Here is a 25894-nt window from a genome sequence, read left to right on the forward strand (position 1 = left end):
CCGCCGCGCCGCACACCGTTCCGTCTCCCGTCCAGCCCCGTTCGCGCCGGCTCGCCCGATTCCCCGAAATACCCCCCTTTCCCGGCTTTGCTCGACCGATCGGCGTTTGACGCCTCCATGAATAATCGGTGTCACTGGAAAGCGGCATTCCGCCGTACCCGACTGGAGGCCCCGTGGCAGACGAGAGCGATCTCGACAAGACCGAAGCCGCCACTCCCAGGCGCCGCGAGAAGGCACGTGAGGAGGGGCAGGTCGCGCGTTCGCGCGAGCTGGCTTCGTTCGCGCTGCTCGCGGCCGGGTTCTACGGCGCGTGGCTGCTCGCGGGCCCGTCGGGCGGGCATCTGCAGGCGATGCTGCGCGGCGCGTTCACGTTCGATCGCGCGACCGCGTTCGACACGAACCGGATGCTGTCGGCGGCCGGCAGCGCGAGCCTCGAAGGCTTCGCCGCGCTGCTGCCGATCCTCGCGCTCACCGGTGTCGCCGCGCTGCTCGCGCCGATGGCGCTCGGCGGCTGGCTGATCTCGTCGAAGACGTTCGAGCTGAAGTTCGACCGCCTGAACCCGATCTCGGGCCTCGGCCGGATCTTCTCGATCCAGGGGCCGATCCAGCTCGGGATGTCGTTCGCGAAGACGCTGGTCGTCGGCGGCATCGGCGGCATCGCGATCTGGCGCAGCAAGGACGAGCTGCTCGCCCTCGCGACGCAGCCGCTCGGCGTGGCGCTGCCCGATGCGCTGCACCTGATCGCCGTGTGCTGCGGCACGACGGTCGCCGGGATGCTGGTGGTCGCCGCACTCGATGTGCCTTACCAAATCTGGCAGTACGACAAGAAGTTGCGCATGACGAAGGAAGAAGTGAAGCGCGAGCATCGCGAGAACGAAGGCGATCCGCACGTGAAGGGGCGGATCCGCCAGCAGCAGCGCGCGATCGCGCGCCGCCGGATGATGGCGGCCGTGCCGAAGGCCGACGTGGTCGTGACGAACCCGACGCACTTCGCAGTCGCGCTGCAATACACGGACGGCGAGATGCGCGCGCCGAAGGTCGTCGCGAAGGGCGTGAACCTCGTCGCCGCGCGCATCCGCGAACTCGCGGCCGAACACAACGTGCCGCTGCTCGAAGCGCCGCCGCTCGCGCGTGCGCTGTATCACAACGTCGAACTCGAACGCGAGATTCCCGGCTCGCTGTACTCGGCCGTCGCCGAAGTGCTCGCGTGGGTCTACCAGCTCAAGCGCTTCCGTTCGGAAGGCGGTGCGTTCCCGGCGATGCCGGTCGATCTGGAGGTGCCGGCCGAACTCGACAAGGGGACGTCGGTCGCCGCCGACGACGAACGTGAAGAAGCCGAGGACACCCTCGGCAAGCAAGGGACCGCAGCATGAGCACCCCGACCACCGGCCTGTTCGCGAAGCGCCCGAACCCGTTCGCGGGCACGAACCTGCGCGCGCTCGCGGGCCCGATCCTCATCTGCATGATCCTGGGGATGATGATCCTGCCGCTGCCGCCGATGCTGCTGGATCTGCTGTTCACGTTCAACATCGCGCTGTCCGTGATGGTGCTGCTCGTCAGCATGTACACGATGAAGCCGCTCGACTTCGCGGCGTTCCCGAGCGTGCTGCTGTTCTCGACGCTGTTGCGCCTGTCGCTGAACGTCGCATCGACGCGCGTCGTGCTGCTCGAAGGCCACACGGGCCCGGACGCGGCCGGCCAGGTGATCGAGGCGTTCGGCCACTTCCTGGTCGGCGGCAACTTCGCGGTCGGCATCGTCGTGTTCGTGATCCTGATGATCATCAACTTCATGGTGATCACGAAGGGCGCGGGCCGGATCGCCGAAGTGTCCGCGCGCTTCACGCTCGACGCGATGCCCGGCAAGCAGATGGCGATCGACGCCGACCTGAACGCGGGCCTCATCAACGAAGAGCAGGCGCGCAAGCGGCGCCTCGCCGTGTCGCAGGAAGCCGAGTTCTACGGGTCGATGGACGGCGCGTCGAAGTTCGTGCGCGGCGATGCGATCGCCGGCCTGATCATCATGGCGATCAACGTGATCGGCGGGCTGATCGTCGGGATGGTCCAGCACGACATGACGTTCGCGGCCGCCGGCACGAACTACACGCTGCTGACGATCGGCGACGGCCTCGTCGCGCAGATCCCGTCGCTCGTGATCTCGACCGCGGCCGGCGTGATCGTGTCGCGCGTCGCGACCGACGAGGACATCGGCACGCAGATCACCGGCCAGCTGTTCACGAACCCGCGCGTGCTGAACATCACCGGCGCGATCATCGTGCTGATGGGCCTGATCCCGGGCATGCCGCACTTCGCGTTCCTCGCACTCGGCGGCGGCGCGATCTGGCTGGCCCGCACGCAGACCAAGCGCGCGGCGGCCCGCAAGGCGGCCGGCGACCTGACCGACATCGCGCCGCCCGCGGCGCTGCCGTCGGACAGCCACGAGGCGACCTGGGACGACGTGCAGCTGATCGACCCGCTCGGGCTGGAAGTCGGCTACCGCCTGATCCCGCTCGTCGACAAGAACAGCGACGGCGAACTGCTCAAGCGCATCAAGAGCATCCGCAAGAAATTCGCGCAGGAAATCGGCTTCCTGCCGCCGGTGATCCATATCCGCGACAACCTCGAGCTGCGACCGAACGCGTACCGGATCGCGCTGAAGGGCGTCGAGATCGGCGTCGGCGAAGTGTTCCCGGGCCAGTGGCTCGCGATCAACCCCGGCCAGGTGACGGCCGCGCTGCCGGGCGCCGTCACGCAGGATCCCGCGTTCGGGCTGCCGGCCGTGTGGATCGACGTCGCGATGCGCGAACAGGCGCAGGTGTACGGCTACACGGTGGTCGACGCGAGCACGGTCGTCGCGACGCACCTGAACCATCTGGTCGTCCAGCACGCGGCCGAGCTGCTCGGCCGCCAGGAAGTGCAGTCGCTCGTCGAGCGCACCGGCAAGGATGCGCCGTCGCTCGTCGAGGACCTCGTGCCGAAGACGATCTCGCTCACCACGCTGCAGAAAGTGCTGCAGAACCTGCTCGAGGAAGGCGTGCCGATCCGCGACATGCGCACGATCCTCGAAGCGGTGTCCGAACACGCGGGCCGCGGCGATGCGTTCGAGATCACGGCCGCGGTGCGGCTCGCGCTCGGCCGCGCGATCACGCAGCAGTGGTATCCGGGGGCCGGCGAGATGCAGGTGATGGGCCTCGACTCGAATCTCGAGCGCGTGCTGTCGCAGGCGCTCGCCACCGGCGCGAACCCGGGCCTCGAACCCGGCCTCGCGCACAACCTTCTGACCGGCACGCAACAGGCGATGCTGCGTCAACAGAATCTCGGGCTGCCGCCCGTGCTGCTGGTGCAGCACGCGCTGCGCGCGATGCTCGCGCGTTTCCTGCGCCGCAGCCTGCCGCAATTGAAAGTGCTGTCGTATGCCGAAGTGCCGGACACACGCACGATCAAAGTCGTTAACGTCATCGGGGGTTCCGCTTGAACATTCGCAAATTCACCGGCGCAACGAGCCGCGACGCACTTCGTCTGGTGCGCGAGGCGCTCGGCGCCGACGCGGTCGTGCTGTCGAACCGCACGCTCGATGACGGCAGCGTGGAAATCGTCGCCCTGGCAGATTCGGACCTGGCCGCCGTGACGCCGCCGGCCGCGGCGCGTCCGCGCATCGCCGCGTCGCGCACGCCGGAATCCGTGCCGGCCGCCGCCGTGCCGGGCATCGTGTCGCGCCCGGGCGCGGCGCTGGGCCGCCCGACGGTCAATCCGTATGCAGCGGGCGAAGGCGGGCTGCCGGACGTGTTCTCGTCGGTGTTCGGTGCAAGCGCCGACGCGGACGAGGCGACGGCGCAACCTTCGGCATTCGACGAGGACGCGCCGGCTACGGCAGCGCCGTCTTCCGCCGCTCCCACGCCGGCCGCCGCCTCCGAACCCGCGCCGTGGCTCGTCGAGCACGCGAAGCGCCTGACGCAGCAGCGCGACGCGCTGATGGCGCGTGCGCAGGCGACGCCCGCCGCGCCGCAAGCGAGCGCGCCTGCCTCGCAGGCCGCCGCGAGCGCGACGCCGCCCAACTGGGCACGCGACATCGTGCGCGACGCCGAACGCCGGATGCCGGCCGCCGCCATCCGCGCGGCGGACACGAACCCGAGCGCGGCGCATGCCGCGAAGGCGGCCGAGCGCACGCGCCTGTCCGCCGACGCGGCCGCCGTGGTGGCCGACGCCGTGAAGTCGCGCATCGAGCGGATCGTCAACGATACGGTGATGCAGGAGCTCGGCGAACTGCGCGGGATGATGGCAGAGCAGTTCGACAGCCTGATGTGGCACGACCGCCAGCGTCGCAGCGCCGTGCATGGCGCGCTGACGAAGCACCTGTTCGCGGCCGGTTTCTCCGCGCAGCTCGTGCGGATGCTGGTCGACAACATGCCGGCCGGCGACGGCGCGCAGACCCTCGAACAGGCCGCCGAGTGGGCGCAGTCGGTACTCGCGTCGAACCTGCCGGTGCTCGACAGCGAAGATGCGCTGATGGAGCGCGGCGGCGTGTTCGCGCTGATGGGGCCGACGGGCGTCGGCAAGACGACCACCACCGCGAAGCTGGCCGCACGCTGCGTGATGCGCTTCGGCGCGAGCAAGGTCGCGCTGCTGACCACCGACAGCTACCGGATCGGCGGCCACGAGCAGCTGCGCATCTTCGGCAAGATCCTCGGTGTGCCCGTGCACGCGGTGAAGGATGCGGGCGACCTCGCGCTCGCGCTGTCCGAGCTGCGCAACAAGCACATCGTGCTGATCGACACGATCGGCATGAGCCAGCGCGACCGCGCGGTATCCGACCAGATCGCGATGCTGCACGGGGCGAACGCGCCGGTGCAGCGCCTGCTGCTGCTCAACGCGACCAGCCACGGCGACACGCTCAACGAAGTCGTGCAGGCGTACCGCAGCGCGGGCGAGCATCCGGACCTGGCCGGCTGCATCCTCACGAAGCTCGACGAGGCGACCCACCTCGGCGGCGTGCTCGACACGGTGATCCGCTACAAGCTGCCGATCCATTACGTGTCGACCGGCCAGAAAGTGCCGGAGAACCTGTACGTCGCGTCGACCAAATTCCTGCTGAAGAGCGCGTTCTGTGTACCGCGCGACGGCTCGCCCTTCGTGCCGCAAGACGAGGACATGCCGACGCTGCTTTCCGCACTGACCGCACGTTCCACCGCCGAGCTGCACGAGGTGCGATTTGGATAAACAAATCATCGACCAGGCCGAAGGGCTGCGGCGCCTGCTGGCCGGGCGCGCGTCACGCATCGTCGCGGTGGCGGGCGGGCCGGCGGGTGTCGGCTGCACGTCCACCGTCGTGAACCTGGCGGCGGCGCTCGCGTCGCTCGGCAAGGATGTGCTCGTCGTCGACGAGCGTGCCGACGTGCATTCGGCCAGCGCGACGCTGGCGGGCGCGTGGCTGCGCGACGGCGAGCGCGCGCGGGTCGCGGCCGGCTTCGGCCTGTGCGCCGCGGCGCGGCTCGCGCGCACCGGCTACACCGACGCGCAGCTGAGCGATTTCATCGACGGGCCGGCCGACATCGTCCTCGTCGACGCGCAGCTCGGCGCCGACGGTTCGTTCTCGGCGCTCGCGCGCGAAGCGCACGACGTGCTGGTCGTCACGCGGGTCGCCGCGCAGGCGATCACCGAGGCGTATGCGTGCATGAAGCGGCTGCATTTCGCGCACGCGTTCGCGCAGTTCCGCGTGCTGACCAATCACGTCGGCAGCCACGCGGACGCGAAGACGGCGTTCGACAACCTCGCGGGCGTCGCGAGCCGCTACCTGACGGTGTCGATCGCCGACGCGGGCTGCGTGAGCGCCGATCCGCTCGTCGAGCATGCGCGCGAACTGACGCGTGCCGCGGTCGACGCGTTCCCGTCGTCGGCCGCCGCGCGCGATTACCGGCAGATTGCCGCCGACCTGCTGTACTGGCCGATGCGCCCGCGTCCGGGTGCGGGCCGCGCCGTGCACGCGGGCGGCAAGCCGTCGTATGAGGCGGGCGCGGCACACGCCGCGTGAGCGCCACCGGAAGGAGAGAGCCATGATGTACAACGCTCAAGGAAAGATGTCCCAGGCCGACGTGCTCGCGCAATATGCGCCGCTCGTGCGACGCCTCGGGCTGCAGCTCGTCGCGAAGATGCCGGCGAGCGTCGACCTCGACGACCTGATCCAGGCCGGCATGATCGGCCTGATGGACGCGGCCGGGCGCTACAAGGAAGACCAGGGCGCGCAGTTCGAGACCTACGCGACGCAGCGTATCCGCGGTGCGATGCTCGACGAGCTGCGCAGCAACGACTGGCTGCCGCGCAGCCTGCGCAAGACGTCGCGCGAGGTCGAGCACGCGGTGCACCAGGTCGAGCAGCATCTCGGCCGCTCGGCGAGCGAGACCGAGATCGCGCAGCACCTGAACATGCCGCTCGACGAATACCAGGGGATGCTGCAGGACCTGCACGGCAGCCAGCTGATCTATTACGAGGATTTCGACCGCGCGGCCGACGACGAGCCGTTCCTCGACCGCTACCGCGTCGATCACGCCGATCCGCTGTCGGCGCTGCTCGACGAGCACCTGCGCGAAGCGCTCGTCGAGGCGATCGAGCGGCTGCCGGAGCGCGAGAAGCTGCTGATGTCGCTGTACTACGAACGGGGTCTGAATCTGCGCGAGATCGGCGCGGTGCTCGAAGTGAGCGAATCGCGCGTGTGCCAGCTGCACAGCCAGGCGGTCGCGCGCCTGCGCGCACGGCTGCGCGAACAGGCGTGGGTCGGCGCGGAGTCCTGACCCTTTCCTGACGGCCGCGCGCGCCGGCGCCGCGCGCTGGTGCCGGGTGCGCGCCGTGTGTGTGCATGCTTGCGCATTCTGCGCGCCGATTTGCTACAATCCTCTCCGCTTTCCGAGGAGCGTTGCGACGGACCTCCAGTGTCCGCCAGGCTCGGAAGGCTTCACCAAGCAGTCGTGCGGCACAACCGCGTCGGCCCCGCTTCCTGAACGGCGCTCACGTCACCAATCTAGAAACTTTTTAGAAAGGAGGGCGTGATGAACGCCATTATCGATTCCAAAGCTACCAACGATTACGTCGTCGCCGACATGGCGCTGGCCGGCTGGGGCCGCAAGGAACTGAACATCGCCGAGACCGAAATGCCGGGCCTCGTGCAGATCCGCGACGAATACAAGGCGCAGCAGCCGCTGAAGGGCGCGCGCATTGCCGGTTCGCTGCACATGACGATCCAGACGGGCGTGCTGATCGAGACGCTGAAGGCGCTCGGCGCGGACGTCCGCTGGGCCTCGTGCAACATCTTCTCGACGCAGGACCACGCCGCTGCCGCGATCGTCGAAGCCGGCACGCCGGTGTTCGCGTTCAAGGGCGAATCGCTCGACGAATACTGGGAGTTCTCGCACCGCATCTTCGAATGGCCGAACGGCGAATTCGCGAACATGATCCTGGACGACGGCGGCGACGCAACGCTGCTGCTGATCCTCGGCGCGAAGGCCGAGAAGGACCGTTCGGTGATCGCAAAGCCGACCAACGAGGAAGAAGTCGCGCTGTACAAGTCGATCGCGCAGCACCTCGACGCCGACCCGACCTGGTACTCGACGCGCCTCGCGCACATCAAGGGCGTGACCGAAGAAACCACGACCGGCGTGCACCGCCTGTACCAGATGGAAAAGGACGGCCGCCTGCCGTTCCCGGCGTTCAACGTGAACGATTCGGTCACGAAGTCGAAGTTCGACAACCTGTACGGCTGCCGTGAATCGCTGGTCGACGGCATCAAGCGCGCGACCGACGTGATGATCGCGGGCAAGGTCGCGGTCGTCGCGGGCTACGGCGACGTGGGCAAGGGCTGCGCGCAATCGCTGCGCGGCCTGGGCGCGACCGTGTGGGTCACCGAAATCGACCCGATCTGCGCACTGCAGGCGGCGATGGAAGGCTACCGCGTCGTGACGATGGAATACGCGGCCGACAAGGCCGACATCTTCGTGACGGCGACCGGCAACTACCACGTGATCAACCACGATCACATGAAGGCGATGCGTCACAACGCGATCGTCTGCAACATCGGTCACTTCGACTCGGAAATCGACGTCGCGTCGACGCGCCAGTACCAGTGGGAAAACATCAAGCCGCAGGTCGACCACATCATCTTCCCGGACGGCAAGCGCGTGATCCTGCTGGCGGAAGGCCGCCTCGTGAACCTCGGCTGCGCGACCGGCCACCCGTCGTTCGTGATGTCGAACTCGTTCGCGAACCAGACGCTCGCGCAGATCGAGCTGTTCGTGCGCGGCAACGAGTACGAGAACAAGGTGTACGTGCTGCCGAAGCACCTCGATGAAAAGGTCGCGCGCCTGCACCTGGCGCGCATCGGCGCGAACCTGTCCGTGCTGTCGGACGAGCAGGCTTCGTACATCGGCGTGCAGAAGGACGGCCCGTTCAAGCCGAACCACTACCGCTACTGATCCGCTGCGCCGCTGCCGCGGTGCCGTGCGCGCGTCGCTGGCGCGCACCCGGTACGGCGGCACGGCGCGGGATCGCCGGCTGCCGCGGCGCGCCTTCGGGCACCCGCGGCAGCCGGCGGCGGCCACTGATCGTACCGATCGACAACCGAACCGGAGCACTCCATGAGCGTCATCCTCACCTGGGTCATCAACGCGCTCGCGCTGCTGATCATCACGTACCTCGTGCCGTCGATCCACATCAAGAGCTTCGGCACGGCGCTGATCATCGCGGTCGTGCTCGGCCTGATCAACACGGTGATCCGCCCGGTGCTGATCCTGCTGACGCTGCCCGTCACGATCGTCACGCTCGGGGTGTTCATCCTCGTCGTAAACGCGTTGTGCTTCTGGTTCGCGTCGTCGCTGCTGAAGGGCTTCGAGGTGTCGGGCTTCTGGTCCGCGTTCTTCGGTTCGATCCTGTACAGCATCGTGTCGTGGCTGCTGTCCGCCCTGATCTTCGGTCAGCGCGACATCGGCTGAGGCATGGGCCTGTTCCCTCAGAATCATGAAAACGATCGAACTCTCGTTTGAATTCTTCCCGCCGAAGACGGCGGAAGGCGTCGAGAAGCTGCGCGCCACGCGTGCGCAACTGCTGCCGCTGAAGCCGAAATTCGTGTCCTGCACGTTCGGCGCCGGCGGTTCGACGCAGCAGGGCACGCTCGATACGGTGCTCGACATGCAGAAGGACGGCCTCGAGGCCGCACCGCACCTGTCGTGCATCGGTTCGTCGCGCGACAGCCTGCGCGCGATCCTCGACCAGTACCGCTCGTACGGGATCCGCCACATCGTCGCGCTGCGTGGCGACCTGCCGTCGGGGATGGGCGAAGTCGGCGAACTGCGCTATGCGTCGGAGCTCGTGAGCTTCATCCGCGCCGAGCACGGCGACTGGTTCCACATCGAGGTTGCCGGCTATCCGGAGTACCACCCGCAGGCGCGCTCGCCGAAGGCCGATCTCGAGAATTTCGCGCGCAAGGTGAAAGCCGGCGCGAATTCCGCGATCACGCAGTACTTCTTCAACGCCGATGCGTATTTCCGCTTCGTCGACGATGCGCGCAAGCTGGGCGTGGAGGTGCCGATCGTGCCGGGCATCATGCCGATCACGAACTTCTCGCAGCTGATGCGTTTCTCCGAGATGTGCGGCGCCGAAGTGCCGCGCTGGATCGCACGCCGGCTCGAGAGTTTCGGCGACGATCGCGAGTCGATCCGCGCGTTCGGCGCGGACGTCGTCACGAGCCTGTGCCAGCGTCTGGTCGACGCGGGCGTGCCGGGTCTGCATTTCTATACGCTGAACACGGCGGCCGCGACGCGGACGATCTGTGAACGGCTCGTCATGTAAGCGCGCTCACGCGATTGCATGCGTCAAAGCCCCGCCGGTTGTGCCGGCGGGGCTTTTTTTTCGATGACGGCGGCGCGCGGCCGCGTGCGTCAGCGCTGCGCCTGCATCAGCGGCGGGCGGCGCTCGAACCACGGCCGCGCCTGTTCGAGCTGCCGGGCGAGCCGGAGCAGCAGCGCGTCGTCGGCGTGACGCGCGGCGAACTGCACGCCGATCGGCAGCCCGCGCGCGTTCCAGTAGAGCGGCACCGACATCGCCGGCTGGCCGGTCAGGTTGAACAGCTCGGTGCAGCCGGCCCACGTGAACGCCTTTTCCGACGACTTCGCGAGCATTTCCTTCAGCAGCGGCTTCACCGGCAGCGCGGCGAGCACCTTCATCTGCGCCGCTTCGAACGGCGTCGGCTGCAATTCGCCGATCTTCACCGGCGGGCCCGCGAGCGACGCGCACAGGATCGCGTCGTAGCGCGACACGAGGCCGGCCACCTGCACGGTGAGCTGGCGCTGCCATTCGAGCACGTCCGGCAGGCGCGTGCGCGCGAGGCGCCGGCCGACCACGGCCATCGCCCACGTCGCGGCCTCGAATTCGCCGCGCTTCGGCGTGCGGCCGGTCAGCGCACGCGCGCCGAGCACCATCTCCTCGGCGATCGTCGCCCACAACGTGAGGAAGGTTTCGGCGGCGCGCGCGTAGTTGACGTGCAGCGTCGCCGGCTCGACATGGTGGCCGAGCGATTCGAGCAGCGCGGCCGCGTCGTCGAGCGCCGCGCGCGTGTCGTCGGCGAGCGCCGGCGCGAGCATCGGGTCGAGCACGAGGCCGATCCGCAGCGGGCCGGGCGGCGTGTCGAGCTCGCCGAGGAACGTGCCGGGCGCGCCGGCCGGCAAGGTCTGGCCGGTCGTCACGTCGAGCAGCAGCGCGCTGTCGCGCACGCTGCGCGTGACCGCATGCTGGACGACCAGCTCGCCGTTCGACGGCAGGTCGACGAGTACCGGGTTGCGGCTCGGCTTCAGGCCGAACAGCCCGCAGCACGACGCCGGAATGCGGATCGAGCCGCCGCCGTCGGACGCATGCGCGATCGGCACGATGCCGGCCGCGACGGCCGCCGCCGCACCGCCGCTCGAGCCGCCGGGCGTGTGATCGAGATTCCACGGGTTGCGGCACGCGCCGAACAGTTCGGGTTCCGTGTACGGCATCTGGCCGATCTCCGACGTGTTGGTCTTGCCGAACACGTTGAGACCGGCCGCGCGGCTGCGCGCGATCACCGGCGAATCGTCGGCGGGCACGAAATACCGGTAGTGCCGGCTGCCCATCGACAGCGGCAGCCCGGCGACCGCCGCGCCGAGATCCTTCACGAGATAGGGAACGCCGGCGAACGGCGCGTCGGCGCCGCCGTCGGGTGTGGCGGCCGCACGCTGGCGCGCGGCGTCGTAGTCCTGCAGCACGATCGCGTTGATCGCGCCGTTGACCGCTTCGGCCTGGCCGATCGCGGCGTCGAGCAGTTCGCGCGGGCTCGCCTTGCGTTCGCGTACCAGTGTGGCAAGGCTGATCGCGTCGTGCGCGAGATAGTCCGAGTGCATCGCTGTCATCCCCGTTGTGACTCGTGGCGATGACAGCAGCATAACGCGGGCCCGGTGTACGGGGCCCGCGGCCGGCCGTTTTTAGAGGTGCTCGGCGAGGAAGGTCAGCGTGCGGCCGTGCGCGAGCGCCGACGCGCGCTGGTTGTACGACGCGCGGTCCGTGCAGTTGAAGCCGTGCTCGGCGCCCGGGTACATGTGGAACGACGCGTTGCCGTGGCCGGCGAATGCGGCCTTCACCTGGTCGACCGCCGCAGGCGGGATCGCGTGGTCGTTTTCCGCGTAGTGGAACAGGATCGGCTGCTTGATCTGGCCGGCCAGATCGAGCGCGTTCTGGATGCCGCCGCCGTAGTAGGCCACGGCCGCGTCGATCTTGCCGGTCGCGGCCGCGCGGTACGCGAGCTGGCCGCCGAAGCAGTAGCCGATCGCGGCGACCTTGCCGGCCACTTCGGGGCGCGCGCGCAAGGCGTCGGCTGCCGCGCCGATGTCCGCGACCGCGAGACCCACGTCGGTCTTTTTCATCAGCTCGATGCCCTTGTCGCGATCCGCGCCTTCGTAGGTCAGCTCGACGCGCGGCTGCGTGCGCCAGAACACGTCCGGCGCGAGCGCGACGAAGCCGTCGGACGCGTACTGGTCGGCGACCGCGCGGATGTGCGCGTTCACGCCGAAGATCTCCTGGATGATGATGACGGCAGGGCCGGTGCCGCGCTTGGGCAGTGCGAGATAGCCGCCGAAGCTGTCGTTACCGGTCGGGATGTCGATCCATTGGGCTGTCACGTTCTGAACTCCTGGCGAACGGGGTGCGCGAGGCGCCCCGGGGGTGAAAAGAGGGCGGCCTAGTGTGCCACCGATCGTCCGATGCTGCAGCGCATGCGAGCGCTTCTCACGCAGCGATCGTTTCGATCTCGATTATTCATTTTTCGGCGCTGCGCCGCTTCGATAGAGTCGATGTGTCGGCCTTTACAAAGCGCTTTCGCGCATCGTCATCGAAGGATTCGCCATGTCTGCCCGCTCGTTTTCCACACCCTTTTCCGAACGCTTCGGCCTGCGCCTGCCGCTCGTGCAGGCGCCGATGGTCGGCGCGACCACGACCGCGATGGTCGCCGCCGCCTCGAATGCCGGCGCGCTCGGCAGTCTCGGCGCCGGCGCATTCGCCCCCGAGCGTCTCGCGACCGAAGTCGAAGCCATCCGCGCGGCGACCGATCGCCCGTTCGCGATCAACCTGTTCGTGCTGCCCGACGTCGCGCCCGACGTCGCGCCCGACGCGGCGACCGTCGCCCGCGCGCTCGCCGCGATCGATCCGCTGAATGCCGCGTTCGGGTTGCCGCCGGGCACCGCGCCCGCGCGCTACGCGCCCGACTTCCGCGCGCAGCTCGATGCACTCGTGGCGTTGCGCGTGCCCGTTGCGAGCTTCACGTTCGGCGTGCTCGATGCAGCCGACGTCGCGCGCCTGAAGGCGGCCGGCACCTACGTGATCGGCACGGCGACGCACGTGGCCGAGGGCCTCGCCTGGCAGGCGGCCGGTGCCGACGCGCTGTCCGCGCAGGGTGCCGAGGCGGGCGGCCATCGCGGCACGTTCATCGGTTCCGCCGACGATGCGCTGATCGGCACGTTCGCGCTCGTGCCGCAACTGGTCGACGCGACCGGCCTGCCCGTGCTCGCCGCGGGCGGCATCATGGACGGCCGCGGGATCGCGGCCGCGCTGGCGCTCGGTGCGCAGGGCGCACAACTCGGCACCGCGTTCCTCACCTGCACGGAAAGCGCGATCGCGGCCGACTGGAAGGCGCGCCTGCTTGCGAGCGCCGACACGTCGACGCAGGTCACGCGCGCCATCACCGGCCGCCACGCACGCGGGCTGCGCAACACGTTGATGGCCCGGCTCGGCGAACGCGTGGCCGACGCCGCGCCGTACCCGGTGCAGAACGCGCTGACGCAGCCGCTGCGCCAGGCCGCTGCGCGCGCGAACGACGGCGACTACCTGTCGCTGTGGGCCGGGCAGGGCGCACCGCTCGCACGACGGCGCGGCGATGCGCTGACGACGTCGCAGCTCGTCGCCGCGCTCGATGGCGAATGGCGTGCGGCGGCTGCCTGAATCGTTCATATCGGACGACGAAACGCGCGTTGTCACGCGCGTTTCATTCAATGATCACGGGCACAAAATACCGAATCGAAATGCCCCCGGAATGTTTTAAAACGACCTTTCAACAAGCCACCTGGAATTAGCGGAAACCCTTATCCGGCGGGGCTCGCGGCGATATTCGAGTCGTCATTCCAAAGCGTGCATATCGGTAGTGTTACCACTACCCCAAAAAAGTCCCACAAATTAATTTGATCACCTACACTTGCGCGCAAGTACGGACGGGCGGCCGCTAAAAGCGGCGGTTTTCACGTGCTTGAGGCCAAGTGCATGAACGATGCAACCGGCGAATCGTCCAGTGATTGCAAACACAGGGATGGCAGCGGGGCACCGGGCGATGGCGTTTTATTGGGACCGAAACTGGAGACTTACATGAATATCAAGATGCAAAAGCTGTTGCCGATCACCGCGGCCGCGATGCTGTGCGCTGCAGCTGCGGGCAACGCAGCGGCCGATCAAGTCGTCAAGATCGGCCACGTCGCGCCCTTGACGGGCGGCATTGCACACCTGGGCAAGGACAACGAAAACGGCGCACGTCTCGCGGTTGAAGAGATCAACGCCAAGGGTCTCACGGTCGGCGGCCAGAAAATCACGCTGCAACTCGACCCGCAGGATGACGCGGCCGACCCGCGGCAGGCCACGCAGGTTGCGCAGAAGCTCGTCGACGACAAGGTCGTCGCGGTGGTCGGCCACCTGAACTCGGGCACGTCGATCCCGGCCTCGAAGATCTACAGCGATGCGGGCATCGTGCAGATCTCGCCGTCGGCGACCAACCCGGCCTACACGCAGCAGGGCTTCAAGACCACGTACCGCGTGGTGGCCACCGATGCGCAGCAGGGCCCGGCACTCGCCAACTACGCGCACTCGAAGGGCATCAAGAGCGTGGCCGTGGTCGACGATTCGACCGCGTACGGCCAGGGTCTCGCGAACGAGTTCGAGAAGAAGGCCAAGGCGCTCGGCCTGAAGGTGATGTCGCATGACGCGACGAACGACAAGGCGGTCGACTTCCGCGCGATTCTGACCAAGATCAAGGGCGAGAATCCGGACGCGATCATGTACGGCGGCATGGACGCAACGGGCGGCCCGTTCGCGAAGCAGGCGAAGCAGCTCGGCCTGCGCGCGAAGATCCTCGCGGGCGACGGCGTGTGCACGGAAAAGCTGGCCGACCTGGCCGGCGACGCGACCGACAACGTGGTGTGTTCGGAAGCCGGTGCTTCGCTCGAGAAGATGTCGGGCGGCGCGGCGTTCAAGTCGAAGTACGAGAAGCGCTTCGGCCAGCCGATCCAGATCTACGCACCGTTCACGTATGACGCCGTGTACATCATCGTCGATGCGATGAAGCGCTCGAACTCGACGGATCCGGCGAAGATCCTCGCCGCGATGCCGGCGACGAACTACTCGGGCGTGATCGGCACGACGACCTTCGACTCGAAGGGCGACCTGCAGCACGGCGTGATCTCGCTGTACAACTACAAGGGCGGCAAGAAGTCGCTGCTCGACGAAGTGAAGATGTAACGATACAAGCGGTCAACAGAAGGGGTGAAAGCGCGCATGCGGCAACGCATGCGCGCTTTCTTTTGGGGCCGGCGCCTGCCGCGCCCCGTCAGATCTTCAGCCGCGCGAGCACCTTCGGCGCGACGGCCGCGACGAGCGCCGCGCACAGCGCGACGACGGACAGCCCGATCGTCAGGTTCGACGCCTGCGCGACGGCGCCGATCACGACCGGACCGAACAGCATGCCGAAATACGCGAGCCCGGCCACGTGCGCGAGCCCTTCGGCCGCATGGATGCCTTTCACGCGGGCGGCGGCCGCGAACAGCACCGGCATCATGTTCGCGAGGCCGAGGCCCATCAGCGTGAAGCCGGTCAGCACCGTGGCCGAATACGGCAGCAGCAGCGCGCCGATCATCCCCGCGCAGGCGAGCGACGCGCTCGCGAACACGAGCTGCGGCGCGCCGAAGCGGGCGCGCACGGCGTCGCCCGCGAAGCGCGCGATGGCCATCCCGCCCGAGAACGCGGCATAGGCGGCGCTGGCGAGCGCGGGGCTCGCCACGACGACGTCGCGCATGTAGACCGTCGCCCAGTCGTACATCGCGCCTTCGGCGATCAGCGCGACGAGCGCGATGCCGCCGAGCATCCACAACGCCGGCGAGCGCCAGCGGTTGCCGCCGCCGTGCGCGTGCTCGTGGTGCGGCACATGCGGCAGCACGGCCGGGCTGGCGATCACCAGCACCGTCGCGCTGGTCGCCGCCGCGAGCGCGAGATGCACGGCCGGCGCCATGCCGGCCGACAGCAGCGCGCCGCCGGCGGCCGCCCCCGCCATCCCGCCGATGCTGAACATGCCGTGCAGCGACGACATGATCGGCCTGCCGATCGCAATTTCGACCGCGCTGGCCTCGGCGTTCATCGCGACGTCGAGCGTCGCCATCGAGAAGCCGAACAGCGCGAGCACGGCCAGCAGCAACGGATAGTCGGGCACGACGAGGATCAGCGCCGCGCAGGCCGACATCACGAGCCCGCCCGCGAGGCACGCGGTGCGCGAGCCGACGCGCGCGATCCAGCGCGCGATGGTCAGCATCGCGGTAATCGAGCCGACGGCGACCGCGAACAGCGCGATCGACAGCAGCCCGGGGCTCAGCGCGAACTTGTCGCGCACGGTCGGCACGTGCACGCCCCACGACGCGAACATCATGCCGGCGACGAAGAACAGCGCCATCGACGCCGCGCGCGCCCGCTGGCGGGCCGGTAGCGACAGCACGCGATGCGCGTCGGGCGGCGCGGCGAACGGGGACGACGATTCGGGGGAGGAGGATTCGGACACGGTGACGCTCATCAAAAGAAATGCACGGGCGCACGCGGCGCCCGTCGGATCCGTCAGATTCTATCGAACCGCTTACGATCCTGCCGGGCGTTGGCCGTTCGGCCGATGATCCGGCGATTTCCCGGTGACCCGCGTTCGGCCGTATCGCTGCATAGGCCGTTCGACCGATGCGCGGCGCGCCGCGCCCGCGGGTAACATCGAAGCGCATGGCGTGCCCGGCGCGCCGCCTTTCGACCGCAGGAGTCCTCTTGAACATCGATCCCGCTCTCACCGTGCATCTGCTGCACCGCTGCGCGCTCGGCACGCTCGCCACCCATTCGCGCGATCCGCAGGGTTTCCCGTATCCGACGGTCGTCCCGTTTGCACCCGATGCAAGCCATCGTCCCGTGATCCTCGTGAGCGGCCTCGCGGAGCACACGCGCAATCTGGCCGCCGATCCGCGCGCGGGCTTCCTCGTCGTCGACGCGCCCGACGGCGACGTGCTGAACGCCGAGCGCGCGACGCTGCTCGGCCGGTTCGTGCCGCTCGGCGACGATCCGCACGTCACCGCGCGCTACGGTCGTTATGAGCCGGACGCCGCGCGCTATCTCGCGCTCGGCGATTTCACGTTCTGGGCGCTCGACGTCGAGCGGCTGCGCTATATCGGCGGGTTCGGGCGCATGGGCTGGGTCGACGGCACGCATCTCGATGCGCTGCCGCCGCTCGCGTTCGACGAGGAGCAGGCGTTATGGGACGCGTACGATGCCGGCGCTGCGCGCCGAGACGGGCTCGAATTGCTCGGTGTCGATCGCCACGGCGCCGACTGGCGACATGACGGCCGCCGCGTGCGTACGCCGTTTGATACGCCATTGGCCGATACGGGCGAATTGCGCGAGCGGCTGATTGCGTGCGCGCGGGATGTGACGTGACGTCGCGGATACCGGCCGGTCCGCGCTTTGCCGTTTAGCGAGTCGCGCCATCCGATTTTCGTAAAACTGTCGTCCGATGAAAGCTTCTATTTTTCAAATGCAGGGTAATTGCGTATGTTGATAGACCTTATAGACAATCGCTAATGTCCTAATCTCTGTGTAGGAACGTAAAAATTTGAGAAAAGGCCGCGACCGGTCAAAATGACACGTGTGAATTCCAATTGATCTCGGGATTTTCATGAATCTCGCTTCTATCAAATCTTTTTTGTGCTAATCTCTGCCTTCGAAAATCCGAGGCACATATATTTCAAGAATGGTGAGCTGGCTGCAGACCGGCGCCATTGGTCAGATAGAAAGGGAAACTATGTCTTCTTACAAGGACCTGCTGGCCCAGCGGGAGAAGCTGGAGAAGCAAATCGAAGAAGCAAAGTCGCGTGAATACGCTGAAGTGCTGAATGACGTGAAGCAGAAAATTGCCGACTACGGCTTTTCGCTCGCCGAACTCGGTCTCAGCCGCGCGAAGGCAGGCAAGGTTGGCCGTCCGCGCGCAGGCGTCGCCGCGAAATATCGCGATCCGGAAACGGGCGCGACGTGGTCGGGCCGCGGCAAGCCGCCGCGCTGGATCGCCGGCAAGAACCGCGAACAGTTTGCGATTTAAACGTCCGTTTAAGTAGCCTGCGCTTCAAAAGAGCCGCGTGTCCGTTGAGGAGCGCGGCTTTTTTGTTTTCAGCGGCCGCCAGCCACATGGCGCCGTCATGAAAATGTAATAATCCGGTGTGAATGGAAATGCGACCCGTTCGCATAAGCGATTGATTTAAATAAGAAATTTGTGGGTATTGGCGGAGTTCGCGGGGCGCCCTTGATAGAATCGGGTTTCGCACACCGATATCTCATATTTCATGTCCACGTTTTCCGGCGACGCGCAGAGCACAGATAAGCACGCGGTTGCGCGCAAGAGCACGTTCGTCAGTATTGTGCTGAATGTCGTGCTTGCGACATTTCAGATCGTCGTTGGCACGATTGCACATTCGCAGGCATTGATTGCCGACGGGGTGCATTCGATTTCCGATTTGATCTCGGATTTTGTCGTGCTGGTTGCGAATCGGCATAGCGGCGCATCGCCGGATGCCGACCACAATTACGGCCACAGCCGCTACGAGACCGTCGCCTCGCTGTTTCTCGGCGCTATCCTGATTGCGGTCGGCGTCGGCATGCTATGGCGGGCCGGCGACCGTCTCGTTAATCTCGAAAACATTCCGGCGGTCCATTTTTCCGCGCTGCTCGTCGCGCTGACGGTGCTCGTGTCGAAAGAGGCGCTGTTTCGCTACATGCTGCGCGAAGCGCGGCGTGTCCGCTCGGCGATGCTCGTCGCGAACGCATGGCATGCGCGTTCGGACGCCGCATCGTCGCTCGTCGTCGCGATCGGCATCGTCGGCAGCCTGGCCGGCGTGCGGCTGCTCGACCCGATCGCGGCGGCGATCGTCGGCTTCATGGTCGCGCGCATGGGCTGGACGTTCGGCTATGACGCATTGCAGGACCTCTCCGACCGCGCGCTCGATACGACCGATACGGCCGAGATCCGCGCGCTGCTCGCGGCGACGCCGGGCGTGCGCGACGTGCACGACCTGCGCACGCGCAAGATGGGCGATGCCGCGCTCGTCGACGCGCACATCCTCGTCGATCCGAAAATCTCCGTCTCCGAAGGGCATTACATCGCCGAGACCGCGCGTGCGCGCGTATTGACCGACCCGCGCGTGCTCGACGCGCTGATTCACGTCGACCCGGAGAACGACGCGGCGCGCCGCCCGGCGCTCGCACTGCCACCACGCGGCGAGATCGTGGCACGGCTCGAGGCCGCGCTCGCGCAGCGCGGGCTGCATGCGGCGGCCATCAACCTGCATTACCTGAGTACGGGGCTCGAGATCGACGTGACGCTTGCCTGCGATCCGCACGACACCGACGCGGCGCTGGCCGGCCGGCTCGACGCCGACGCGCTGAAGCGCGAGTTCGGCGCGCGCCGGATCGGCTTCACGCGCACGGTGCCCGCGCAGGCGTGACCCGCCGCGGGCACACGAGAGGGAAGTCCGCCGGCGCGTGCCTGCGCGTTACAGCGGCAGTTGCGTGTCGAACTTGATCTCGCGCAGCACGACGCTCGTGCGCACCTGCGACACGGCGGGGATCTTGAAGATGCGTTCGTGCAGGAACACGTCGTAGGCCTTGATGTCCGGCGCGACGATCTTGAGGATGTAATCGGCTTCGCCGGTCGTGCTGTAGCACTCGGTGACTTCCGGGCAGGTCGAGATCTCGCGCTCGAACTGCTCGACGCCGCCTTCGTTGTGGCGGGTCAGGTGCACGTGCGCGAGCGCGCAGACGTGCAGGCCGAGCTTCTCGCGATCGAGCAGCGCCGTGTAGCGCTGGATCACGCCCGACTGTTCCATGTCCTTGATGCGGCGCCAGCACGGCGTGCTCGACAGGCCGACCTGGTCCGAGATTTCCTGGACCGAACGGCGCGCGTCGAGTTGCAACAGGCGAAGGATTTTTTGCGAAAAGGAATCGAGCGTCACCTGCGCCTCCATGCGGCAGCTACAACATGCTGAATGTTAGAGGGCCGGGAAAGGAAAGGCAATCTGGCGTCGCGTTGTTGAGCGAGATTCGCTAATTTGCTCGCGGATCCGTGGGATTTTGTCCCGCGCCTGCGTGTTCCGACCGATCGGTGTCCGACACCGCGAGGCCGGCGAGCGCAGCCTGCTGGCGGCGCAGGTCGGCCAGCATGTTGCAGAACAGCGCGCCTTGCTCGATCGCGTCGTCGAGCGCGACGTGCGTATGCGGATGGTCGTCGAACCAGTGCTTCGGAAAGCGCGGCTTGATCGCCTTCCGGTACGGCAGGCCCGTCATCGCGAACGCGAGCGTCTTGATGTCGAGCGCCGACCACGAGAACGGGCAGCGGCCCGCGAAGCGCATCATGTACCAGAACATGAACGTGAAGTCGAAGCCGGCCGGCATCGCGACGAACACCGGCTTGCCGGGCAGCGCCTCGACCCAGTCGACGTACGCGAGCAGCGCCGCTTCGGGCGCCTGCAGGTCCTTTCGGCACGCGGCCCATGCTTCGGGCTCGGTCTTCCACCACGCTTCCTGCACCGGGTGCGCCTGCGCGCCCGGCAGCGTTTCGAGATTGGCCGAGAACGTCGCGATCAGCTGCTTGTCCTCGGTATAGGCGGCCGAGGCAAAGCTCAGCATCGAATGCGGGCCGGGAATCGGGCCGTCGGCCTCGACATCGGTGCTGACGTAGATTTCCGGGATGGCGGTCTGGTTCATCCGAATACCTTGTCGGACACGAACGGGTTCGTGCGGCGCTCGTCGCCGAACGTCGACACCGGGCCGTGGCCCGGCACGAACGTCACGTCGTCGCCGAGCGGCCACAGCTTCTCCTTGATCGACCGGACGAGATCCTCGTGGTTGCCGCGCGGGAAATCGGTGCGGCCGATCGAGCCGGCGAACAGCACGTCGCCGACGATCGCGACGCGATGCGCGCGGCTGAAGAACACGACGTGGCCGGGCGTGTGGCCCGGGCAGTGATAGACCTCGAGCGTTTCGTCGCCGAACCGCACGGTATCACCGTCGTTCAGCCAGTGATCCGGCTCGAAGGTTTCGGCGGCCGGAAAGCCGAAGCGTTCGCTCTGCATCGGCAGCTTCTCGATCCAGAAGCGCTCTTCTTCCTGCGGCCCCTCGATCGGTACGCCGTAATGCGTCGCGAGCGTCTTCGCGCCCGCGCAGTGATCGATGTGCCCGTGCGTGAGCAGCACCTTCTCGACCTGCACGTTCTGCCGCGCGACTTCCTGTTCGATCCGGTCGAGATCGCCGCCCGGATCGACGACGGCGGCGCGGCCCGTCTTCTCGCAGACGAGCAGCGAGCAGTTCTGCTGGAACGGCGTGACCGGAATGAGCGTGACTTTCATGGAGGCACCGGCGGCTAAAAGGAGCGATTGTACCGGTCGCGCGTGCCGCTTGCCGGTCGCACGACGCGTGTCGCGGTACCCGCCTCCGGGCATTCCAGGAGCATGTCGATTGTTACGGCCATAGTGAGAATCAATGGTCCCCGACGGGCGCTTTTCGAGACAAGGTTTTGGTTTATGTATAATGCGCCCCATTGCGCGTGAATTTCACGCAATTCGCTGGTGTTTCGGCCCCGTTAAAAAGGGGCGTCGGAGGCACCGTCAAGCATCAGCCGCCGGGGAGTCCGGCGGTGTATCCAGCACCGAGCTTTCGGTGCTCACGTCTTGTCCGGCCGGGTGCTGCGCGCCCGCCTGCGGCCCTGCTGCCGCGCCGCCGGATGAGGCCTGTGCCGCCGTTCCTGTGAGTCGGTCGTTTCGACGCGCGCGAACGTGAAGCCATGTTCGATGGCGGCATGTGGGGTCTGGTCAGGCTGTTGGGGACAGGTTGCGCCAGACGTGAAAACTAATCAGGACGGTTGCGGCCTAGACGAAAGCCGCGCCCATGCTAGCCGCCTGCTCGCATCCGAGCGGGGCGTGCACGCATTTGCCGTCCGGGCCGCGTGTCTGCGCTGTGAAGCAGCGTGATGAAGGAGCGGCCCGAACCAGAAGGCGACACGTCGATGAATTTACGTTTTCCGAGTCGATTCGGGACCATTGCATTGTTTTTTGCGCTGACGGGCTGTGCGGTGCCACCCAGCCAGACCACCAGCAGCGCGAACCAGAAGAAAGCGGTCGACAAGACGGCCGCTGCCGCGAAGGCGGACGACGACAAGCAGCAACTCAGTTTTGATTCCGCGCTGGCGTCGATGCCGGCTGCCGACAGCAAGGACGCGAAGAAGTCGTCGCTGGCGGACGCCGAGCCGATCGACGGCAAGGATGTGTCCGATTTCCGCCAGACGGGCCGCGCATCGTGGTACGGGCGGGATTTCCACGGCCGCCGCACCGCGAACGGCGAGCGCTTCAACATGAACGCACTCACCGCCGCACACCGCACGCTGCCGCTGTCGTCGTACATCAAGGTGACGAATTCGTCGACCGGCAAGTGGGTCGTCGTGAAGGTCAACGATCGCGGGCCGTACAAGCGCGGCCGCGTGCTCGACCTGTCGTATGCGGCCGCGAAGCTGATCGGCCTCGTGCACGCCGGCACGGGCCGCGTGAAGATCGAAGGGCTGTCGCCGCAGGAAGCGCGCGAGGCTCGCGACGAAATGTTCGCGTCGGTCTCGGCGAAGTAACGCAGCGGCTCGACCGCTCATGCAAAAGGGCTGCCCGAGGGCAGCCCTTTGTCTTTCCTGCGCGGCGCGATGCCGGCGCCGGCTTCCCGGTGCCGGTCGCCTCGCGCGTCAGCTTTCGTCCTTCAGTACGAGCGCACGCGCATACAGCGTGTTGCGCGACGCGCCCGTCAGCGCGGCCGCGAGCTTGGCCGCGCTCTTCACCGGCACCTCTTCCAGCAGCAGCTTGAGCAGCGCGTCGTGCGCGGTGTCGTCGGCTTCGCCGCTCGTCGCCGGTGCGCCTTCGACCACCAGCACGAACTCGCCGCGCTGCCGGTTCGCATCACCGGCGAGCCAGGTCTGTCCTTCGGCCAGGGTGCCCTGGAACAACTGCTCGTGTAGCTTGGTGAGCTCGCGCGCGATCAGCAGCCGGCGCGCGGGGCCGAATGCGTCGGCGAGTGCGGCGACGGTTTCGGCGATCCGGTGCGGGGCCTCGTAGAACACCAGCGCATACGGGTGCGATACCAGCGCCTGCAGCGCGGTCGCGCGTTGCTTCGCCTTCGGCGGCAGGAAGCCCGCGAACGTGAACGCGCCGGCCCAGTCGCCGGCCACGCTCAGCGCGGTCACGGCCGCGCTCGCGCCCGGCAGCGGGATCACCGCGAAGCCGGCGGCGCGCACCGCGTCGACGAGCCGCGCGCCGGGGTCCGAGATGCCGGGCGTGCCGGCGTCCGATACATAGGCCACGCGTTCGCCGCCGCGCAGCAGTTCGATTACGCGTTGTGCGGCTTCGCGTTCGTTGTGCTCGTGCACGGCGAGGAGCGGTTTCGAGATCCCGTAGCGGGCGAGCAGCTGGCCCGTATTGCGGGTGTCTTCGGCCGCGATGCGGTCGGCGAGGCCGAGCACGTGCAGCGCGCGCAGCGTGATGTCGGCGGTGTTGCCGATCGGCGTGGCGACCACGTAGAGCGCGGCGTCCGGGTAGTGCTGCGTGTGCGCGAGTTCGAGGAGGGCAGTCATGGCAGGCAATGCGCGCAATCGCGGCGCAAGCGGAACAAGGACGGCATTGTGCCACGCGGCGCCGGCCCGGCCGGGCGACGGGTGTGGTTTGGCGCGCGCCGGCGACAACTTTTCGGATGCGGCGCGATCCAAACCGGTCGGCGCGGCGTTCGAGCTGCGTGCGCGGCAGTTTCTCGAACGTCGTGGCCTCGTGTTCGTCGCGGCGAACGTGACGATGCGCGGTGGCGAGCTCGATCTCGTGATGCGCGAGCCCGACGGCATGCTCGTGTTCGTCGAGGTGCGCGCGCGGCGCAGCGTCCGGCATGGCGGCGCGGCCGCGAGCGTCGGCTGGCGCAAGCGGCGTCGCCTGGTGGCGGCCGCGCTCCAGTTCTGGGCGCGCCACGGCGCCGGCGCCGCGTGCCGCTTCGACGTCGTCGCGTTCGAGGCTGGCCGGCTCGCGTGGCTGCGCGACGCATTTCGTACCGACGATGCGTAGCGGCGAGCTGTGACGAGATGTAAAGAGTTCTTGCCGGACCCCCGGAGAGGGTGCCGGAGTACGGTAAACTCGCCGCACCCACGATGTCGCGCGATGCGTGCCACGCGCCCAGTTCACCAGGAATCGATGTCAGTCGAACGTATTCAGCAACATTTCCGCGACAGTGCCGCGCTTCACGCCGAAGCGGCCGACGCGCTGTCGCTGCCGATCGCAGCCGCGGTCGATGCGATGTTCGCCGCGCTGGCGAACGGCAACAAGATTGTCGCGTGCGGTGACGGCCCGTCGGCCGCCGCCGCGCATTACCTCGCCGTGTCGCTCGTCGGCGGCTTCGAGCGCGAGCGCCCGGGCCTGCCCGCGATCGCGCTGGCCACCGATGCGTCGCAGGGCGGCCTCGCGGGCGCGGTGTCCGCCGATCAGCTGTTCGCGCAGCAGGTGCGCGTGCTCGGCCAGACCGGCGACATCCTGCTGGTGCTCGATCCGGCCGGCGCGTCGCCGCGCGTGCTGGCGGCGATCGACGAAGCGCACGAGCGCGAGATGACCGTCGTCGCGCTGACGGGCGGCGATGGCCATGCGGTCGCCGCCGCGCTGTCCGATACCGATATTCCGATCAGCGTGCCCGCCGTTCGCGCGGCGCGCATCCACGAAGTCCATCTGCTGACCATCCACTGCCTGTGCGACGGCATCGACGCGATGCTGCTGGGTGAGGATTGAACGAAGGAGAGCCGTCGATGAATCAAAGCCGCGTCAAACAGACGCTCGTCAGAACCACGCTGCTCGCTACGTTGACGGCGGGTCTCGCCGTGTCGCTGCAAGGTTGTGTGCTCGGGGTCGTGGGCGCAGCGGCCGGCGGCGGCGCGCTGATCGCGACCGATCGCCGGACGCTCGGCGCGCAGACGGAAGATCGCGAGATCCAGGTCAAGTCGCTCACGCAGATCAACAACGGGCTGCCCGACCAGTCGCACGTGAACGTGACGGTGTTCAACCGCCGCGTGCTGCTGACGGGCGAAGTGCCGAACGATGCATCGAAGCAGCGCGCCGAGGAAATCGTGCGCGGCATCAACAACGTGAACGGCATCGTCAACGAGCTGTCGGTCGAGCCGGCGTCGTCGCTGTCGTCGCGCGCGAACGACTCGTACCTCGAAGGGCGCGTGAAGTCCGAGCTGATCGCGACGAAGGGCATCTCGTCGAACTACTACAAGGTCGTCGCCGAACGCGGCAACCTTTACCTGATGGGGCTCGTGACGGTCGACGAGGGCAATCGCGGCGCGGAAGCCGCCAGCCAGGTGCCGGGCGTCGAGAAGGTCGTGAAGGTGTTCCAGTACGTGAAGCCGCAGGACGCGCAGGCGCTGCAGAACGCGTCGCCCGCGAGCGGCGCGTCCGGTGCGCAGGCCGCCGCACCGGCGGATACCGCGACGGTGGGCGCCGTGCCCGACGCGTCGGTGCAGTCCGCGCCGCTGCAGCCGCCCGCGCCGATCTCGAATTCGTCGAACGTGCACCCGGGCAACCCGAAGGCCCCGTCGCAATGAAGAACATGCAGATGAAGCAGATGAAACAGTGGATGGTGCAGGGCGCCGCGGCCGCGGTGCTCGTGGTTGGCGCGCTGGGCGTCGCGCACGCGGACGTCGGCGACGGCCTGAAGGTCGCGCGCGGCAACGCATGCATGGGCTGCCACGCGGTCGACCGCAAGCTCGTCGGCCCGTCGTTCAAGGATATCGCCGCCCGCTACAAGTCCGATCCGCAGGCCGTGGCCAAGCTGTCGAAGAAGGTGAAGGAGGGCGGCTCGGGCGTCTGGGGCGCCATTCCGATGCCCGCGCACCCGCGCATGAGCGACGCCGACGTGCGTTCGGTGGTCGAATGGGTGCTGGCTGGCGCGCCGTCAAAATAAGGTTTCAGGGACGATTCAACCCCTATTGCCAAGCGCGGAAATGCGTGTGTATGATGGTTGA

25 protein-coding genes and 1 riboswitch are annotated in these 25894 nt (G+C 67.6%); of the genes, 18 read left to right on the top strand and 7 right to left on the bottom strand.

Annotated features, from left to right (window positions below):
- Positions 1 to 173: 173 nt before the first annotated feature.
- The 8 genes from flhB to metF all read left to right on the top strand — a co-directional run bounded on the left by flhB (position 174) and on the right by metF (position 9828).
- A complete protein-coding gene (gene flhB, locus CFB82_RS01300; protein WP_069246870.1) occupies positions 174 to 1373 on the top strand; it encodes a flagellar biosynthesis protein FlhB in 1200 nt (399 codons plus the stop codon).
- Positions 1370 to 3472 carry a flagellar biosynthesis protein FlhA gene (flhA, locus tag CFB82_RS01305; RefSeq protein ID WP_069246871.1) on the top strand — a complete coding sequence of 701 codons (2103 nt, stop codon included), beginning with the start codon at positions 1370 to 1372 and terminating at the stop codon, positions 3470 to 3472. Before flhB ends, flhA begins: the two co-directional genes overlap by 4 nt.
- Positions 3469 to 5214, top strand: coding sequence for a flagellar biosynthesis protein FlhF (gene flhF / locus CFB82_RS01310; RefSeq protein ID WP_089483255.1), 1746 nt, complete (start codon positions 3469 to 3471; stop codon positions 5212 to 5214). The genes flhA and flhF overlap by 4 nt, the downstream gene beginning before the upstream one ends.
- A complete protein-coding gene (locus tag CFB82_RS01315) occupies positions 5207 to 6025 on the top strand; it encodes a nucleotide-binding protein (RefSeq protein ID WP_069246873.1) in 819 nt (272 codons plus the stop codon). Before flhF ends, CFB82_RS01315 begins: the two co-directional genes overlap by 8 nt.
- A 22-nt stretch (positions 6026 to 6047) precedes the next feature.
- Positions 6048 to 6782: an RNA polymerase sigma factor FliA gene (locus CFB82_RS01320; RefSeq protein ID WP_006484033.1), complete on the top strand. Its 735-nt coding sequence runs from the start codon at positions 6048 to 6050 to the stop codon at positions 6780 to 6782.
- Positions 6783 to 6890: 108 nt separating this feature from the next.
- A riboswitch (S-adenosyl-L-homocysteine riboswitch) is annotated at positions 6891 to 7005 on the top strand.
- Positions 7006 to 7037: 32 nt separating this feature from the next.
- A complete protein-coding gene (gene ahcY / locus CFB82_RS01325) occupies positions 7038 to 8456 on the top strand; it encodes an adenosylhomocysteinase (protein WP_089444756.1) in 1419 nt (472 codons plus the stop codon).
- A 162-nt stretch (positions 8457 to 8618) separates the two neighbouring features.
- Complete coding sequence (locus tag CFB82_RS01330; RefSeq protein WP_006477367.1) at positions 8619 to 8972, top strand: phage holin family protein; 354 nt, start codon at positions 8619 to 8621, stop codon at positions 8970 to 8972.
- A gap of 25 nt (positions 8973 to 8997) precedes the next feature.
- Positions 8998 to 9828, top strand: a complete 831-nt coding sequence (gene metF / locus CFB82_RS01335; protein WP_069246875.1) for a methylenetetrahydrofolate reductase [NAD(P)H] — start codon at positions 8998 to 9000, stop codon at positions 9826 to 9828.
- An 89-nt stretch (positions 9829 to 9917) separates the two neighbouring features.
- Here metF and CFB82_RS01340 read toward each other — a convergent pair whose 3' ends face one another.
- Together CFB82_RS01340 and CFB82_RS01345 are read right to left on the bottom strand one after the other, a co-directional pair.
- Positions 9918 to 11396: an amidase gene (locus tag CFB82_RS01340; RefSeq protein WP_089483271.1), complete on the bottom strand. Its 1479-nt coding sequence runs from the start codon at positions 11394 to 11396 to the stop codon at positions 9918 to 9920.
- A gap of 81 nt (positions 11397 to 11477) precedes the next feature.
- On the bottom strand, positions 11478 to 12170 hold the full coding sequence (locus CFB82_RS01345) for a dienelactone hydrolase family protein (protein ID WP_089483256.1): 693 nt from the start codon (positions 12168 to 12170) through the stop codon (positions 11478 to 11480).
- Between the two features lie 223 nt (positions 12171 to 12393).
- Between CFB82_RS01345 and CFB82_RS01350 the strand changes: the two genes are divergently transcribed.
- Together CFB82_RS01350 and CFB82_RS01355 are read left to right on the top strand one after the other, a co-directional pair.
- Complete coding sequence (locus CFB82_RS01350) at positions 12394 to 13485, top strand: NAD(P)H-dependent flavin oxidoreductase (RefSeq protein WP_089483257.1); 1092 nt, start codon at positions 12394 to 12396, stop codon at positions 13483 to 13485.
- A 417-nt stretch (positions 13486 to 13902) separates the two neighbouring features.
- Positions 13903 to 15045 (top strand): branched-chain amino acid ABC transporter substrate-binding protein, encoded by a 1143-nt coding sequence (locus tag CFB82_RS01355; RefSeq protein WP_089444759.1) that lies wholly within the window; start codon positions 13903 to 13905, stop codon positions 15043 to 15045.
- A gap of 88 nt (positions 15046 to 15133) precedes the next feature.
- Here the strand turns inward: CFB82_RS01355 and CFB82_RS01360 are convergent, their stop codons facing one another.
- Positions 15134 to 16363, bottom strand: coding sequence for an MFS transporter (locus CFB82_RS01360; protein ID WP_069246880.1), 1230 nt, complete (start codon positions 16361 to 16363; stop codon positions 15134 to 15136).
- A gap of 236 nt (positions 16364 to 16599) precedes the next feature.
- Here CFB82_RS01360 and CFB82_RS01365 point away from each other — a divergent pair, with 236 nt between their 5' ends.
- From CFB82_RS01365 to CFB82_RS01375, 3 genes are all read left to right on the top strand, one after another.
- Positions 16600 to 17259, top strand: coding sequence for a HugZ family pyridoxamine 5'-phosphate oxidase (locus CFB82_RS01365; RefSeq protein ID WP_069246881.1), 660 nt, complete (start codon positions 16600 to 16602; stop codon positions 17257 to 17259).
- A 364-nt stretch (positions 17260 to 17623) separates the two neighbouring features.
- Positions 17624 to 17917 carry an H-NS histone family protein gene (locus tag CFB82_RS01370; RefSeq protein ID WP_006491875.1) on the top strand — a complete coding sequence of 98 codons (294 nt, stop codon included), beginning with the start codon at positions 17624 to 17626 and terminating at the stop codon, positions 17915 to 17917.
- A gap of 241 nt (positions 17918 to 18158) precedes the next feature.
- Complete coding sequence (locus CFB82_RS01375; RefSeq protein WP_089444761.1) at positions 18159 to 19316, top strand: cation diffusion facilitator family transporter; 1158 nt, start codon at positions 18159 to 18161, stop codon at positions 19314 to 19316.
- Between the two features lie 48 nt (positions 19317 to 19364).
- Here CFB82_RS01375 and CFB82_RS01380 read toward each other — a convergent pair whose 3' ends face one another.
- From CFB82_RS01380 to CFB82_RS01390, 3 genes are all read right to left on the bottom strand, one after another.
- Complete coding sequence (locus CFB82_RS01380; protein ID WP_011882933.1) at positions 19365 to 19835, bottom strand: Lrp/AsnC family transcriptional regulator; 471 nt, start codon at positions 19833 to 19835, stop codon at positions 19365 to 19367.
- A 79-nt stretch (positions 19836 to 19914) separates the two neighbouring features.
- On the bottom strand, positions 19915 to 20574 hold the full coding sequence (locus tag CFB82_RS01385) for an exonuclease (RefSeq protein ID WP_069246883.1): 660 nt from the start codon (positions 20572 to 20574) through the stop codon (positions 19915 to 19917).
- Positions 20571 to 21215 carry an MBL fold metallo-hydrolase gene (locus CFB82_RS01390; RefSeq protein ID WP_069246884.1) on the bottom strand — a complete coding sequence of 215 codons (645 nt, stop codon included), beginning with the start codon at positions 21213 to 21215 and terminating at the stop codon, positions 20571 to 20573. The genes CFB82_RS01385 and CFB82_RS01390 overlap by 4 nt, the downstream gene beginning before the upstream one ends.
- Before the next feature lie 656 nt (positions 21216 to 21871).
- Here CFB82_RS01390 and CFB82_RS01395 point away from each other — a divergent pair.
- Positions 21872 to 22483 carry a septal ring lytic transglycosylase RlpA family protein gene (locus CFB82_RS01395; RefSeq protein ID WP_069249200.1) on the top strand — a complete coding sequence of 204 codons (612 nt, stop codon included), beginning with the start codon at positions 21872 to 21874 and terminating at the stop codon, positions 22481 to 22483.
- A 108-nt stretch (positions 22484 to 22591) separates the two neighbouring features.
- Here the strand turns inward: CFB82_RS01395 and rsmI are convergent, their stop codons facing one another.
- Positions 22592 to 23473 carry a 16S rRNA (cytidine(1402)-2'-O)-methyltransferase gene (gene rsmI / locus CFB82_RS01400; RefSeq protein WP_089444762.1) on the bottom strand — a complete coding sequence of 294 codons (882 nt, stop codon included), beginning with the start codon at positions 23471 to 23473 and terminating at the stop codon, positions 22592 to 22594.
- Positions 23474 to 23519: 46 nt separating this feature from the next.
- On the opposite strand from rsmI, the gene CFB82_RS01405 reads away from it, so the two are divergent.
- From CFB82_RS01405 to CFB82_RS01420, 4 genes are all read left to right on the top strand, one after another.
- Positions 23520 to 23948: a YraN family protein gene (locus CFB82_RS01405; RefSeq protein WP_179255366.1), complete on the top strand. Its 429-nt coding sequence runs from the start codon at positions 23520 to 23522 to the stop codon at positions 23946 to 23948.
- 126 nt (positions 23949 to 24074) lie between these two features.
- On the top strand, positions 24075 to 24659 hold the full coding sequence (locus CFB82_RS01410) for an SIS domain-containing protein (protein ID WP_069246887.1): 585 nt from the start codon (positions 24075 to 24077) through the stop codon (positions 24657 to 24659).
- 17 nt (positions 24660 to 24676) lie between these two features.
- Complete coding sequence (locus CFB82_RS01415; protein ID WP_089483259.1) at positions 24677 to 25474, top strand: BON domain-containing protein; 798 nt, start codon at positions 24677 to 24679, stop codon at positions 25472 to 25474.
- The gene (locus tag CFB82_RS01420) at positions 25471 to 25833 is read left to right on the top strand and encodes a c-type cytochrome (RefSeq protein ID WP_089444765.1); all 363 of its coding nucleotides are present in this window, start codon (positions 25471 to 25473) and stop codon (positions 25831 to 25833) included. The genes CFB82_RS01415 and CFB82_RS01420 overlap by 4 nt, the downstream gene beginning before the upstream one ends.
- Positions 25834 to 25894: the final 61 nt, after the last annotated feature.

The organism is Burkholderia sp. HI2714 (genome assembly GCF_002223085.1).
GTDB classification, from domain to species: domain Bacteria; phylum Pseudomonadota; class Gammaproteobacteria; order Burkholderiales; family Burkholderiaceae; genus Burkholderia; species Burkholderia lata_D.